Source organism: Flavobacterium tructae (genome assembly GCF_001853485.1).
GTDB classification, from domain to species: Bacteria; Bacteroidota; Bacteroidia; order Flavobacteriales; family Flavobacteriaceae; genus Flavobacterium; species Flavobacterium tructae.
The window spans coordinates 1,162,703-1,176,246 of sequence record NZ_MIKE01000011.1 but is presented as its reverse complement, the minus strand read 5'-3'; the positions used below and the strand labels follow the sequence as shown (position 1 = coordinate 1,176,246).

At 35.9% G+C, this 13,544-nt stretch carries 14 protein-coding genes; 3 read left to right on the top strand and 11 right to left on the bottom strand.

Annotation, left to right across the window (positions count from 1 at the left end; all coding sequences use genetic code 11):
* Positions 1-205 precede the first annotated feature (205 nt).
* Positions 206-586, top strand: coding sequence for a hypothetical protein (locus BHE19_RS07030; RefSeq protein WP_070906478.1), 381 nt, complete (start codon positions 206-208; stop codon positions 584-586).
* 155 nt (positions 587-741) lie between these two features.
* Here the strand turns inward: BHE19_RS07030 and BHE19_RS07025 are convergent, their stop codons facing one another.
* From BHE19_RS07025 to BHE19_RS07015, 3 genes are read right to left on the bottom strand one after another with little or no spacing between them, the layout of a single operon-like run.
* A complete protein-coding gene (locus tag BHE19_RS07025) occupies positions 742-1,698 on the bottom strand; it encodes a lipid A deacylase LpxR family protein (RefSeq protein WP_070906477.1) in 957 nt (318 codons plus the stop codon).
* Positions 1,688-2,458, bottom strand: coding sequence for a monofunctional biosynthetic peptidoglycan transglycosylase (gene mtgA, locus BHE19_RS07020; protein ID WP_070906476.1), 771 nt, complete (start codon positions 2,456-2,458; stop codon positions 1,688-1,690). Before mtgA ends, BHE19_RS07025 begins: the two co-directional genes overlap by 11 nt.
* Complete coding sequence (locus BHE19_RS07015) at positions 2,458-3,570, bottom strand: NAD(P)/FAD-dependent oxidoreductase (RefSeq protein WP_070906594.1); 1,113 nt, start codon at positions 3,568-3,570, stop codon at positions 2,458-2,460. Before BHE19_RS07015 ends, mtgA begins: the two co-directional genes overlap by 1 nt.
* 279 nt (positions 3,571-3,849) lie before the next feature.
* On the opposite strand from BHE19_RS07015, the gene BHE19_RS07010 reads away from it, so the two are divergent.
* Both BHE19_RS07010 and BHE19_RS07005 read left to right on the top strand, forming a co-directional pair.
* On the top strand, positions 3,850-5,751 hold the full coding sequence (locus BHE19_RS07010; protein ID WP_070906475.1) for a S9 family peptidase: 1,902 nt from the start codon (positions 3,850-3,852) through the stop codon (positions 5,749-5,751).
* A 178-nt stretch (positions 5,752-5,929) separates the two neighbouring features.
* The gene (locus BHE19_RS07005; protein ID WP_070906474.1) at positions 5,930-8,371 is read left to right on the top strand and encodes an ATP-binding protein; all 2,442 of its coding nucleotides are present in this window, start codon (positions 5,930-5,932) and stop codon (positions 8,369-8,371) included.
* Here BHE19_RS07005 and BHE19_RS07000 read toward each other — a convergent pair.
* The 8 genes from BHE19_RS07000 to accC all read right to left on the bottom strand — a co-directional run bounded on the left by BHE19_RS07000 (position 8,368) and on the right by accC (position 13,467).
* Entirely contained in the window at positions 8,368-9,717 is a 1,350-nt protein-coding gene (locus tag BHE19_RS07000) for a sigma-54-dependent transcriptional regulator (protein ID WP_070906473.1), read from the bottom strand. The genes BHE19_RS07005 and BHE19_RS07000 overlap by 4 nt on opposite strands.
* A 129-nt stretch (positions 9,718-9,846) precedes the next feature.
* Complete coding sequence (locus BHE19_RS06995; RefSeq protein ID WP_070906472.1) at positions 9,847-10,143, bottom strand: hypothetical protein; 297 nt, start codon at positions 10,141-10,143, stop codon at positions 9,847-9,849.
* An 11-nt stretch (positions 10,144-10,154) separates the two neighbouring features.
* Entirely contained in the window at positions 10,155-10,460 is a 306-nt protein-coding gene (locus BHE19_RS06990) for a hypothetical protein (protein WP_017496271.1), read from the bottom strand.
* A gap of 47 nt (positions 10,461-10,507) precedes the next feature.
* Entirely contained in the window at positions 10,508-10,804 is a 297-nt protein-coding gene (locus tag BHE19_RS06985; RefSeq protein ID WP_017496272.1) for a ubiquitin family protein, read from the bottom strand.
* Between the two features lie 29 nt (positions 10,805-10,833).
* The gene (locus BHE19_RS06980) at positions 10,834-11,124 is read right to left on the bottom strand and encodes a hypothetical protein (RefSeq protein WP_070906471.1); all 291 of its coding nucleotides are present in this window, start codon (positions 11,122-11,124) and stop codon (positions 10,834-10,836) included.
* Between the two features lie 28 nt (positions 11,125-11,152).
* Positions 11,153-11,449 (bottom strand): hypothetical protein, encoded by a 297-nt coding sequence (locus BHE19_RS06975; RefSeq protein ID WP_070906470.1) that lies wholly within the window; start codon positions 11,447-11,449, stop codon positions 11,153-11,155.
* A gap of 73 nt (positions 11,450-11,522) precedes the next feature.
* The gene (locus BHE19_RS06970; RefSeq protein WP_070906469.1) at positions 11,523-11,819 is read right to left on the bottom strand and encodes a hypothetical protein; all 297 of its coding nucleotides are present in this window, start codon (positions 11,817-11,819) and stop codon (positions 11,523-11,525) included.
* Between the two features lie 298 nt (positions 11,820-12,117).
* Positions 12,118-13,467, bottom strand: coding sequence for an acetyl-CoA carboxylase biotin carboxylase subunit (accC, locus tag BHE19_RS06965; RefSeq protein ID WP_017496276.1), 1,350 nt, complete (start codon positions 13,465-13,467; stop codon positions 12,118-12,120).
* Positions 13,468-13,544: the final 77 nt, after the last annotated feature.

The following is a 13,544-nucleotide window of genomic DNA, read 5'->3' as shown; positions in this document are numbered from 1 at the left end:
AACTTAAAAAAAACCGGAATCGAAAAAATTGCTCGCGAAAAAACAATCTCCTTACAATTCACTCCATTAAGTTAGAAAGATTTGTTTTAATATTTTCATAAAAACTGAGGTTGTACCTATAAATAAAAGTTAAATGTATCAAAAGAAGAGAGTTCGGAATTGTTTTTGTTAAACTTATCGAATACAACTTTTAAACGCCAAAAAAATGAAGAATTTAATTTTACTCCTGAGCTTAGTTTTAATTACCTCTTGTTCGTCAAGCGACGAAGATACCCAAGGTGTTTTCTATTCTCCTTCCTGGATACAAGGAAGCTGGAAAGATAATACCACCGGAGCGATCCTTACTTTTACTAAAAATGATATCAAGTACAATTCTGGCGGAAACACCTATTCTTTCAGTAAAAATCAAATTAGGACATCCTCCAACCGAATCATTCCACAGCAAATAGCTAAAACTGACAATCTGTATATTGTAGACTTTGGTCAGGGACTTGAAGGGTCATTAATCCGATTTAACTTTTTCAAAAAGACAGATAATACAATAGAATCAAAAGGACATTTACCCGGGAATTATACCCGATTATAATTAACCCCAATTTTATCGCGTATTTCTTATAGCTGTCAGAATAAAAATCATCATTCTAGTCGAGACATTACACAGAGATCCACAAAATGTACACACAAAGATTCACGAAATCCTGAAGGCATATTTACATCACCGAAAACCAAAATTACAAGAGCTTACTTCAACAAATACCCAAATCGAATCGACCCGTAAAAGTAACCCGCATTGGTATTGGTATTCGGATCGTTTAATTCTCTGCCCCGATAGATAAACGAGTACGACATATTGAAGTTATTGTGACGGTATTTTAATCCGGCCTCGGCATTGAAACGAAGGGGTTCCAAGTCAAACGTTAGCGGACTGGTGTTGCTAAACATACTGCCTTCGATGGTAGCGTCGTAAAACTGGTAATTGACACTTGGCATTGCATAAAAGTAAAACTCACGGATATTGTATTGCCGAGTATTGCTTACCGCGGCATCGTGTAAATTGGAATCATAAACCGGGAGTAGTTTTTTGAAACCAATTCTAATCAGTAAACCTGTTGAAACACCTGTGAAGATTGTCCCTACATTGGCTTCCGACTGAAAGTGAAGATCGACAAAATCATTGTGCTTTGAGGGAAATAATTTCTTCGAATACATTATATGCGCCTGAATAGCGAATGCGTTGTGCAGCTGGTTTTCCCAACCATACACCGTTTTGTACCCAATGAGATGATGGAAACTTTCCTGAGTTTCTCTTCCAAGGGCATTGGGTCCCATAAAGCCCAACTGAAAATCGGTCTTTAAAACGGATTCGCTTTTATAGAAAAAACTTCGTCCTGCTTCGGCAAAAAGATAACCTGTGAAAGGTCGATCGTTAATCGTAACAGCCTCTTTGTTTATAAATCTCGGATTATAGATATACTGCCCAATACGAAATTCGGTGATTTTCTTGCTTATTTTTTCGTTATTGTTCTTCGACAAAAATCGATAAAAAAGCTCCAGACCATTGGTATAATACATATCGTTTTTAGACGAAGTATATAAATCGTTATCTGTAATTAAACCTATTTCTGTCGTTTTTGCCTGTCCAAAACTGAAAACCGTCGTCAATAACAGAAATCCGAGAAAGCTTTTTTTATTCTGCATTGTAATTTATTTTCCCAACCGAGCGCATTTCACGAACAATTCGTTCTTTTCTACGGTTGATATAACTGGAAGATCCTGTTGCTTTAAATTTTCTTGGGTTTGGCAAAATGGCTGCAATTCCGGCTGCCTGCATAGGTGTTAAACTTGACGCATCACGACGGTACCAATGTTCGGTTGCGGCATAAGCTCCGTACACTCCATCTCCCATTTCGATGCTGTTCAGGTAAACCTCCATAATACGTTCTTTACCCCAAATGAGTTCTATTAAAACAGTGAAATAAGCTTCTAAACCTTTACGGAAATAACTTTTCCCCTGCCATAAAAAGACGTTTTTAGCTGTTTGCTGCGAGATGGTACTTCCGCCACGAATACGACGTCCGCGTTCGTTGCTTTTATAGGCTTTTTGAAGTGCTTTAAAATCGAAACCATTATGTTTTAGAAAAGTTCCATCTTCACTGGCAATAACCGCTTTTTGCAAATTCATTGAGATTTTATCGATCGGCTCCCAGTCATGATCAAAATAGACTTCTTTACCGGCCATTTTGTTTTCGATCGCCCGGATGATCATTAAAGGTGTAAAAGGTACAGGCACATATTTAAAAAACACGACAGACGCAATCGAGATTCCGAAGAACCATAAAAATAATTTGATGAAAAACCACTTTACTTTTTCGCCAAAAGAACGATTGCCTTTCTTTGGTGCCGGTTTTGGTTTACTGGTGGTTGTTTTTTTTGGTGCCGGTTTTTTGGGTGCTGCCATTATATTAAATCTGCTAATTCTGTTCCTATTAAACTCCCGATTGCTACTCCCATTCCTCCTAAACGCACTCCACAAAACACGTTTTCAGACAATTGAGTAACAACAGGATTTTTACTGTTTCCTATTCCCATGATACCGCTCCAACGATGGGCGATTCGGAAATCCTGATTCGGTAAAATTACATTTTTAAGTAAATCCTCCAATTTATTTTGTACAATTTTCGTCTCCCCAAATTCCGTTGTTGTTTCGGTTTCAAAATCAAGATTTCTGCCTCCGCCAAGTAAAACTCTATCGTTTATATTTCTAAAATAATAATACCCGCGATCCAGATGAAAAGTTCCTTTGATGGCTAAATTTGCAATGGGTTCTGTAATCAAAACCTGCGCTCGGGCAGGCTTTACCGCTCCCTTTGTCAGCTGAGCTGCAAAACCATTGGTCGCGAAAAGTACTTTTTTGGATTTAAAACTAAAATGGTTCAACACCAGTTCAACCTCACTTCCTAAATCAGAATAAGCAGTAAGAGTTTGCTGATTGAGAATTAAAATGTCTTCAGAAACGGCCTGTCTCAGCAATTCCTGCATCATATTTCCGGTATCAATTTGTGCCTCAAAAGGATTAAAAATTAAATAATCATGACTGTTTCCAAAGCCAAACCGATCGGATTCTTTGGCAAAAACATCCGCTTTGAAAAGTGGTCTTAAAATTTCATTTACAAAAGGCAGTCTCGAAATACACTCCTCAAAACTTAAGTCATCTTCTCTTAAAAACAATTCATAACCGCCATATGGTTTGAAATCTATTGCGGTATCACCTAATCTTTTTCTCAACAGCTGCAATCCTTTCCATCTTTTCTCTACAAGCCGTACCACTTCCTCTTCTGAATGCGTTTTAAGATCTTCCATAATCTCAGAAAGGCTTCCAAAGCATGCAAAGCCGGCATTTTTAGTACTGGCCCCTTGTGGCAACATTCCTTTTTCCAGAACCAGAATTTTTGCGGTTGGAAATCTTTCGCGTAAGCGCAGTGCCGCGTGCAGTCCTACGATTCCGCTGCCAACAATAGTATAATCAATATTTGTAAACCAGTTCTTGAGTTCCCAGTAGCTTAGTTCCATCATAAAATAATAAATTCCAATTAGTTAAAATCCAAATCACAATTTAGGAAATAAATTTAAGCCAGAACTTTCATTTTTTAAAATTCCAAAACGCGTACTATTTTTTTTCAGCCACGAATTCACAAATTATTTTTGCTGATCCTTAAGAATAAAAATTCGGGAATTCGTGGCTGAAAAAAACTTAGCCCATAAACTTTAACAATTTTTGGAATTTGGAATTTAGCTAATTTGGAATTTAATTGTTGTATTTTTAGTCCCACGAAAAATTAGAATTTTATTATGAAAAAAGTATTATTTACAACCTTAATAATGATGAGTTTAAACGCTATCGGACAGAATGTAATGTCCCCAGAGTTGTTATGGAAATTAGGAAGAGTGAGTGCACTCGGACTTTCAAAAGATGCAAAAAATGTTGTTTTTAAAGTTTCTACCCCTTCGGTTGAAGAAAACAAATCGTCTTCTAAATTTTACATCATTCCTGTAGGTGGTGGAACTGCAACCGAAATTAAAGACACTAAAGAAGTTTTGGCAGATAAAAACGTTTCGCCTGACGGAAAATTTTTAGTGTACAACGAAGAGGTGAAACTGGACAAAGTTTTAGGCAAAGATTTTTATCCAAAACTGGATAAATCTGATGCTCAAATTTATGACGGATTGGATTATCGTCATTGGGATACCTGGAATGAAGGTAAATTCAATCATGTTTTTTACAAAGAAAACAAAGAAGGTGCTGCCGGAATTGATATCCTGAAAGGTGAAAATTTTGATTCTCCGCAAAAACCTTTTGGCGGTGACGACGATTACATCTGGTCTCCTGACGGGAAAAGCATCTTATATGTATGCAAGAAAAAAGCAGGAACTCAATATGCAATTTCTACTAACACTGATATTTACGAGTATAATTTAGAAACTCAGAAAACAATAAACAGAACCGAAGGTAATTTAGGTTACGATACAGCCCCACAATTTTCGCCAACAGGAAACTTAACCTGGCTACAAATGAAACGTGACGGTTATGAAGCGGATAAAAACGATCTTATTGTTGAATTTAAAGGCATCAAAACAAATTTAACGGCAAACTGGGACGGAACTGTAGATAATTTTATCTGGAGTAAAGACGGTAAAAACGTATACTTTGTAGCTCCGGTGGATGGTACAAAACAGCTTTTTACAGTTAACTTTCCGGGATTGACCAGAATCGCTATTCAAGTTCGTCAATTGACTAATGGGGATTTTGATGTAAATGATTTAGTAGGTTTTGCCGGTGATGATATTATTGTTACCAGAAATGATATGAATCACGCTCCGGAAATTTATTCTTTTAATTTGAAGAAAAACACCTGGAAACAAATCTCAAATGTAAATACAGAAATCTACAAAACATTAGCGCTTAGCAAAACAGAAAAGCGTTATGTAACTACTACAGACGGTAAAAAAATGTTGGTTTGGGTAATTTTACCTCCAAATTTTGATGCTTCTAAAAAATATCCAACTTTATTATTCTGTCAAGGTGGGCCACAAAGTGCTTTAACACAATCGTATTCTTTCCGTTGGAATTTCTCATTAATGGCTGCAAAAGGTTATGTGGTGGTTGCACCAAACCGTCGCGGAATGCCGGGTCATGGTGTTGAATGGAACGAGCAGATTAGTAAAGATTGGGGCGGACAGGTTATGGATGACTACCTATCAGCAATCGACGATGTTTCTAAAGAAAACTATGTAGACAAATCTCGTTTAGGATGTGTAGGCGCAAGCTACGGAGGATATTCTGTGTTTTATTTAGCAGGTATTCACAAAAACCGTTTCAAAACTTTTATCGCTCACGACGGTGTTTTCAATACTGTGAGTATGTTAGGAACTACTGAAGAGGTTTTCTTTAACAACTGGGATTTTGGAGGTCCGTACTGGGAGAAAGACAATGCAGCTGCTCAAAAATCGTATACTGTTTTTAACCCTGCAACAATGGTACAAAACTGGAACAGACCCATCTTAATTTTCCAGGGAGGAAAAGATTTCCGCGTACCGATCGGACAGGGACAAGAAGCTTTTCAGGCGGCACAATTAAGAGGCCTTAAAAGCAGATTTGTATATTTCCCTGATGAAAATCACTGGGTTTTACACCCGCAAAACGCTCAGGTTTGGCAAGGTGAATTCTTCAAATGGCTGAACGAGACGCTTTAAGTCTAAACATATTAAATTAAAAAATAGCCGTAGATTTTAAAAATCTGCGGCTATTTTATTTTCTGAGCCCTCTTAATTATGTAAAACATTAGCATTATTTTGTATTTCAAAAACCGAAATTTTAAATAAATTGCACTGATTTCCAATATAAACATCCCAAAACCTATAACATTACCCCATGGAGAGTAAAAAAAGTTACATGCCGATAAAAGTACTCTTCAGTTATATTGCTCTACTGGGATTAGTGGTTACCGTGGGGTGGTTTTTGTACTCAGAAAATGTAGTCTACAATAAACTCGAAAGTAAAATTGCTTTTGAGAAAACTAAAATATTAAAAGTAAGTAAACTGTTTTCTAACGTTTATAAGACCGAAAGTTTAGCCAGAAAAACCATCCAGACTAATTCTGAGGCTGATTTTAAAAGTTACCTTATCGAAACCGATTCCCTGAAATGCAGAATCGATACCTTAAAACAAATTGTTACCACACAATATCAAAAGACACTGCTCGACAGTGTTACATACCTGTTGTCAGAAAAGACAAAAAACATCAAACAGTTAAAAACCATAAAAAACAAAGCCGACGACGAAGTTTCGGTAAATACGGCCATTGATGAAATTACCAAAATGGAGTTTAAACTCCGTAAATTAGAACTCCAGGATTTCAACAAGAATCCGAATCAATTGGGGAGTTATCAACGCAGTGTACTTCAAAAATATGTCGATTATCTCAATCAGAATATTCCTGACGACAGCACCAATACCTTAAGCAAACAAGCCTCAGATTCGATCCTCGCCAATTCCAAAAAACTTTTAAGCAATGTGAAGCTGAAAGCTGAAAAGAAAAAGGAATCATTGAATTTTGAAGAGAACAAATTATTAAAAAATGAAATCGCTATTTCAGAACAACTCCGAAAAGTACTTCGAATTATTGAAAGAGAAATCATCATCAACTCGATAAAAAACAATTCTTTAAAAGAAAAATCACTTAAAAAAGTGAATGATATTGTTACGGCTTCGGCAATTATTGGCTTGATACTGACGTTGTTTTTCTCGATACTAATTGTAAGCGATTACTCTAAATCGCAGGTTTATAAAAAGAAGCTGGAGATTGCGAATTTCAAAACAAAGAATCTACTGAAAAGCCGTGAACAGCTCATTTCGACGGTAAGTCATGATTTAAAAACACCTCTGAGCACAATTGTAGGCTATTCAGAACTGCTGGGTAATTCTGAAGTGAATTCCAAGCAGTCTTATTTCATCAAAAACATTAAAAATTCTTCTGAATACATCACACAGCTGGTTCAGGACTTGTTGGATTTTTCTCAAATCGAAGCTGGAAAAATCACCATTGAAAAGGTCCCATTCTTATTGCCGGAAATAATCGATGGAGTAGCCAAGAGCATTCAAACCGTATACCAACAAAAAAACATCGACCTGATTATTAACGTCGATGACAAGCTGAATACGCGAATTGTAGGCGATCCGTTCAGGCTAAAGCAAATTTTAAGCAATATTATTGGAAATGCCTATAAATTTACCGAAGAAGGCTTCATAAAAATAAGCGCTTACACCACAGAAAATGATGATTTTTTTATTATTTCTATTCAGGATTCAGGGATTGGAATCGAAAAAGGAAATCAAAAATTAGTTTTCGAAGAGTTTGCTCAGGCGAATGAAGGAATCGAAAAAAAATATGGTGGAACCGGCTTGGGATTATCCATTTGTCAAAAAATAATTTCGATTTTAGACGGAAACTTAAATCTTGAAAGTACTTTTGGGAAAGGAAGTACTTTTCAAATTCAACTTCCTTTATTGTTCGATAACAGTCAGAATTTAGTAATTGAAGAAAAAGAACCTATTATACTGAATACTCCAAAACAAACCTTTATCGTTCTTGACGATGATATTAATCTTCTGAATTTAACGAGTGGTGTTTTAAGACAGGAGAAACATGAGGTCTTTTCTTTTAACAGCGCCGAAAAAGCTCTTGAAGCAATTGGAAATACTCCTTTCGATTTTATCATTACAGATATACAAATGCCGGAAATGGATGGTTTTATGTTTCTGGAAAAACTCAAAAACAACGGTTACTCTACTTTTAAAAACCAGCCTGTAATTGCTTTAACCGGAAGGACTGATCTGGATGCTGAGATTTATACCAAGGCAGGTTTTACCACGGTAATTCAAAAACCTTATTCCCCTAAAATACTATTGGAGACGATTCATCTAATTTTGGAAAACGACACCTTGCCCAATATTGACATTAACAAAGAGGAAGAAACTGTAAATTCAACATTGTATTCTCTGGATACCCTTAAAGAGTTTCTAGGCAACGACAATGACGAACTAAAAGAAATTCTGAAATCGTTTATCGAAAACAGTTCTGAGAATCTGAACGCTTTAGAAAATGCCTTTAGGGCAAAAAACACGGCCGAGATTAACTCAATTGCACATCGAATGGCTCCTATGTTCAAGCAAATTCAGACACAAGAGATTAGTGAAATTTTAAAAACTTTAGAAAGTACGAATCTTGATATTACTGAAGCAGAGGATATTTTGCGCAATTTAAGATCTAAAACAACTATACTCTTTGATGCCTTACAACAAGAAATAGTTTAATCTATATTGTAATGCTTTAATTTATTGTAAAGCGTTTTTCTGGTAATCTTAAGTAATTTTGCTGCTTCTGATTTGTTATTCTGCGCTCTCGACAAAGCCTGAATAATGGCTTCTCTTTCATTTTCAGATAGCGAAAAATTATCGTTGGAACTTGTCGGCTTTTGTATCTGAAAAAACTCTGCCGGCAGAACGTCACTTTCGATAAATTCACCTTTGGACAACAATGTTGAACGTTTGACACAATTTTGCAGTTCACGTAAATTTCCCGGCCAGTTGTAATTTTGAAAAATCGCAACTACTTCGGGTGAAAATCCAATCACCTCTTTGTTCAGCTGCTGGTTTGCTTTTTCGAGGAAATAATCTGCAAAAACCATCAAATCTTCCTCTCTCTCTTTTAAAGAAGGCGACAATATAGAAAACTCGTTGATTCTATGGTATAAATCCTCTCTAAAATCGCCGTTTTTTACTGCCTCACGCAAATCTTCGTTCGTAGCGGTAATAATACGTATATCGACGTTTATTTCTTTATTACTTCCAACGGGTTTAATTTTTCGTTCCTGAAGTGCTCTTAACAGTTGAATTTGATTCTCATAAGAGAGATTCCCTATTTCATCCAGAAAAAGCGTTCCGCCATTAGCTGCTTCAAAATAACCCATTTTGTCGCTGATAGCACCAGTGAAAGATCCTTTTAAATGTCCGAAGAATTCACTTGCTGCCAATTCTTTCGGAATAGCTCCGCAATCGACCGCAATAAAATTATTGTTTTTTCTTAAACTTTGCTGATGGATACTTTTGGCAATAATCTCCTTTCCGGTTCCACTCTCTCCGATAATTAAAACCGACATATCTGTCGGGCTTACCAATTGAATATGATCCAGAAGTTTTTTAGAGGCTATAGAAATCCCTTTTACAAATTCGTTTTCGGCAGCAGTTTGTTTTTTTGTAGTTTTCTTCTCTTTCACCACTACTTCATCTGTCTCCTCTTCTGAAGCTTTTAACGCATTTGTGATGACCAGTAAAACTTCATCAGGATTGAACGGTTTTGAAATGTAATCAGCTGCTCCATTTTTGATGGCTTTAACTGCAGTATTAACATCAGAGTAGCCTGTCATCAAAATTACCGGAACTTGCGGATATGCCGTTTTAATTTCAGCCATAAGTCCGATACCATCAGAATCAGGTAAACGGAGATCTGTTAAAATCAAATCGAAAGATTCTTTTTTGATTGCAACTCTGGCTTCGGCAGCTGAGAAAGCAATGGCTACTTCGTATGTTTTTTTGATTAGAAATTTCTCTAATAATTTGCAGAACGAAATATCATCTTCTATCAGTAATATCTTTGGCATTTGTTTCTGAGGACTTTTTTGCTAAAATAATACTAATAAAATTGTCTTTTCACAAAATTATGTAAAAAAAAAGAGATTGCTTATCGCAATCTCTTTTTCACCAAAAACATAAATCTAAAATTCACCTAATTATATCTTTAACCAGTTGCCATTGACATCTGAAAAAACAGTAGCCTTTTGGTCCCCAACTGATATCTCAAGTTTATATTCCTTTTTTTCGTTTACCCATGCTTTCGCGAGTTTTGCTCCAGGATACGCTGTTTGCAATGCCGTTTTCACAGCAGCTGGCACAGCATCTGCAGCAACTTCTGTATATTCTGTCTGAACATCAACAGCAATTTTTATTTGCTCCTGAGCAACAACAGTATTCGCAGAAACGGATAAACTTCCTAAAACAACTGCTACTGATAAGGCTAACTTTTTCATATTATTCTTTTTTAATATTTCGGAGCAATGACTCCTTTGTCATTTGTGAAGACAAAATGTTTGTCCTGATCGGCCCCGGAATTAAGTTCTAATTTGTACTGCTTTTTCGGATTTACATAAGCCTTTACAAGCTTTGAACCTGGAAAAGATTTTTCTAAAGTCGCTTTAACTTCAGCAGGAAGTGCTTCTGGTTTTATTTCCTTAAAATCGTCTTGAAATTTAACAACATTCAAAACTGATTTTTTTAATGTAGTCGCTTCTGCATTCGTTAATAAACCTCCTAAAATGATTACAGCTGATAAAATTAATTTTTTCATAAGTACTTGCTTTTTTTTAATTAGTATTAGCTGATAAAATTAGGCAATTATTTTTTAAGAATATTTCCGGAAGCATCTGTAAACACAGTGTATTTTTTATCTCCGCTGGAAATTTCCAATTTATACTCATCCTTCTCACTCTTATATGCTTTTTCAAGTTTTGTGTTAGGGAAAGATTTTTCGATTGTTGACTTTACTGCCGCCGGAACTGCATCTGTACCAATCTCTTTGTATTCATCCTGAACAATTACAGATTGAATGTCTGAAGTTTTCACTGTCGAAGTTGCTGCCTGAACGGATAAACCTCCAAGAACAATCGCTGCTGATAAAATTAACTTTTTCATAATAAATGGTTTTTATGGGTTACTAATCGTTATTTTTTAAGAATATTTCCGGAAGCATCTGTATAAACTGTAGATTTTTCTCCTCTAACAGTTATCTCAATTTTATACTCCTTCTTTGCATTTACATAAGCTTTATCCAGTTTTACTCCCGGATAAGCATTGTCTAATGCGGTTTTGATCGCAGCCGGAACCGCATCAACTTCTTTATATTCATCCTGAACACTTACAGTTTTTACCAATAAACCTGTCATTGTTCCATTTCCTGCCTGCATAGACAAACTAACTAACACAATAGCTGCCGATAAGATTAACTTTTTCATAATGATCCTTTTTAATGGTTCTTATTAATTATTTTTTGATCCAGGTTCCATCTGCATTTGCATAAAGAGAGCCTACTTTGTCACCTACTGTAACACTAAGCTTGTACTCGGATTTTTCATTTTTGTATGCTTTTGAAAGTATTGCATCCGGATACGCTTTTTTAAGAGCATCGATTACAGCAGCAGGAACTTCTTCCACTTTAATTTCAGTGTACTCGTCCTGGATAACTGCTATTTTTACGATTGTATTTGATATTGGAGAAGTTGAAGCAAATGATGTTAAACCTCCCAAAACGATTGCGGCTGATAGAAATAAATTTTTCATAGTGTGTATATTTTAGTACTCTTAATTTTATTTTAATGTTCTTAATTTGTATAAACATAAGAACGGCTTTACCTTATTTTTTAATCCAGGTTCCGTCTGCATTAGCAAAAAGGTTACCTACCTTTTCTCCTACTGTAACGTCTAATTTGTACTCGGATTTTTCGTTTTTATACGCTTTTGTAACTACAGCACTTGGATATGCTTTTTTCAAAGCTTCGGTAATTGGAGCAGGTAGCTCTTCTAGTTTGATCTCTGTATATTCGTCTGCAACAGAAACCGTTTTAACGATAATGTTTGCAATTGGAGCATTTGATGCGAATGATGTTAAACCTCCTAAAACAATTGCGGCTGATAAAAATAAATTTTTCATAATGTGTACGTTTTAAATTATTAATAGTTGTTTACGCTTTAGATAATGAAATTATTATGCCGTAACGAAAACGTTGTACCTACAATTAGCTAAATCCTTATTTTTAAAGGAATTAAACCATTTGTGCCAAAATTCAAAATTTATAAAAAGTGTGTAACTCAGGAAAAACCTGTATAAAAAATACACACCAAAAGTGTTTACTCTACCAAAAAGCAAACCCGATAAGTTTCTAAAACCTATCGGGTTTACCAGTTGGTAACATAAAAAAAGGCTGTTGAAGAATCAACAGCCTTTAATTTTATTCCTCTATAGGTTTCATTTTAAATGTATCCATAAAAGCAGTAGTATAATCTCCTGCAATATATCTTGGGTCATCCATCAATTGTCTATGGAATGGTATTGTAGTTTTGATGCCTTCAATAACAAATTCATCTAAAGCTCTTCGCATTTTACTGATAGCTTCTTCTCTTGATTGTGCAGTTGTGATTAACTTTGCAATCATCGAATCGTAATTTGGCGGAATGCTGTAACCAGAATATACGTGAGTATCTAAACGAACACCATGTCCTCCTGGCATATGAAGCGTCGTAATTTTTCCTGGTGAAGGACGAAAATCGTTATAAGGATCTTCAGCATTAATACGGCATTCGATAGCGTGTAATTGTGGTAAGTAGTTTTTTCCTGAAATTGGAATTCCGGCCGCTACCATAATTTGCTCACGAATTAAATCGTAGTCAATTACTTGTTCAGTGATCGGGTGCTCTACCTGAATACGGGTATTCATTTCCATGAAATAGAAGTTTCTGTGTTTGTCCACTAAAAACTCTACAGTTCCGGCTCCTTCGTACTTAATGAATTCTGCCGCTTTTACAGCCGCTTCTCCCATTGCCGCACGCAATTCATCAGTCATGAATGGTGAAGGTGTTTCTTCAGTTAATTTCTGGTGACGACGTTGTACAGAACAATCTCTTTCAGAAAGGTGACATGCTTTTCCGTATGAATCTCCAACAACCTGAATTTCGATATGACGTGGTTCTTCGATAAGTTTCTCCATGTACATTCCGTCATTTCCAAATGCAGCGGCAGCTTCCTGACGTGCACTTTCCCATGCTTTCAATAATTCATCTTCTTTCCATACCGCACGCATTCCTTTTCCACCACCACCGGCAGTAGCTTTAAGCATTACCGGGTAACCAAATTCTTTAGCTAACTTTTGTGTTTGTTCGAAAGATTCTAATAATCCGTCAGAACCTGGTACACATGGAACTCCCGCAGCTTTCATTGTCGCCTTTGCAGAAGCTTTATCTCCCATTCTGTCAATCATCTCAGGAGCTGCACCAATAAATTTGATTCCGTGCTCCTGACAAATTTTTGAGAATTTAGCATTCTCAGAAAGAAATCCATAACCTGGATGTATTGCGTCTGCGTTAGTAATTTCGGCAGCAGCAATTATATTTGACATTTTCAAATACGATAAGTTACTTGGAGGGGGGCCAATACAAACCGCTTCATCAGCAAACTTAACATGTAAACTTTCAGCATCGGCCGTAGAGTAAACTGCTACGGTTTTGATCCCCATTTCTTTACATGTACGAATTACACGAAGTGCAATTTCTCCTCTATTTGCAATTAATATTTTTTTAAACATCTTATTTTAATTAGATAATTAGACAATTTGATCATTAGATAATTTTAGATGTCTGTATTAATTCTGTCAGATCAATC

What these genes read in the sequence shown, in the direction of transcription:
- BHE19_RS07030 (WP_070906478.1), top strand. Translation starts at nt 206, where the DNA reads ATGAAGAATTTAATTTTACTCCTGAGCTTAGTTTTAATTACCTCTTGT.
- BHE19_RS07025 (WP_070906477.1), bottom strand. Translation starts at nt 1,698, where the DNA reads ATGCAGAATAAAAAAAGCTTTCTCGGATTTCTGTTATTGACGACGGTT.
- mtgA (WP_070906476.1), bottom strand. Translation starts at nt 2,458, where the DNA reads ATGGCAGCACCCAAAAAACCGGCACCAAAAAAAACAACCACCAGTAAA.
- BHE19_RS07015 (WP_070906594.1), bottom strand. Translation starts at nt 3,570, where the DNA reads ATGGAACTAAGCTACTGGGAACTCAAGAACTGGTTTACAAATATTGAT.
- BHE19_RS07010 (WP_070906475.1), top strand. Translation starts at nt 3,850, where the DNA reads ATGAAAAAAGTATTATTTACAACCTTAATAATGATGAGTTTAAACGCT.
- BHE19_RS07005 (WP_070906474.1), top strand. Translation starts at nt 5,930, where the DNA reads ATGGAGAGTAAAAAAAGTTACATGCCGATAAAAGTACTCTTCAGTTAT.
- BHE19_RS07000 (WP_070906473.1), bottom strand. Translation starts at nt 9,717, where the DNA reads ATGCCAAAGATATTACTGATAGAAGATGATATTTCGTTCTGCAAATTA.
- BHE19_RS06995 (WP_070906472.1), bottom strand. Translation starts at nt 10,143, where the DNA reads ATGAAAAAGTTAGCCTTATCAGTAGCAGTTGTTTTAGGAAGTTTATCC.
- BHE19_RS06990 (WP_017496271.1), bottom strand. Translation starts at nt 10,460, where the DNA reads ATGAAAAAATTAATTTTATCAGCTGTAATCATTTTAGGAGGTTTATTA.
- BHE19_RS06985 (WP_017496272.1), bottom strand. Translation starts at nt 10,804, where the DNA reads ATGAAAAAGTTAATTTTATCAGCAGCGATTGTTCTTGGAGGTTTATCC.
- BHE19_RS06980 (WP_070906471.1), bottom strand. Translation starts at nt 11,124, where the DNA reads ATGAAAAAGTTAATCTTATCGGCAGCTATTGTGTTAGTTAGTTTGTCT.
- BHE19_RS06975 (WP_070906470.1), bottom strand. Translation starts at nt 11,449, where the DNA reads ATGAAAAATTTATTTCTATCAGCCGCAATCGTTTTGGGAGGTTTAACA.
- BHE19_RS06970 (WP_070906469.1), bottom strand. Translation starts at nt 11,819, where the DNA reads ATGAAAAATTTATTTTTATCAGCCGCAATTGTTTTAGGAGGTTTAACA.
- accC (WP_017496276.1), bottom strand. Translation starts at nt 13,467, where the DNA reads ATGTTTAAAAAAATATTAATTGCAAATAGAGGAGAAATTGCACTTCGT.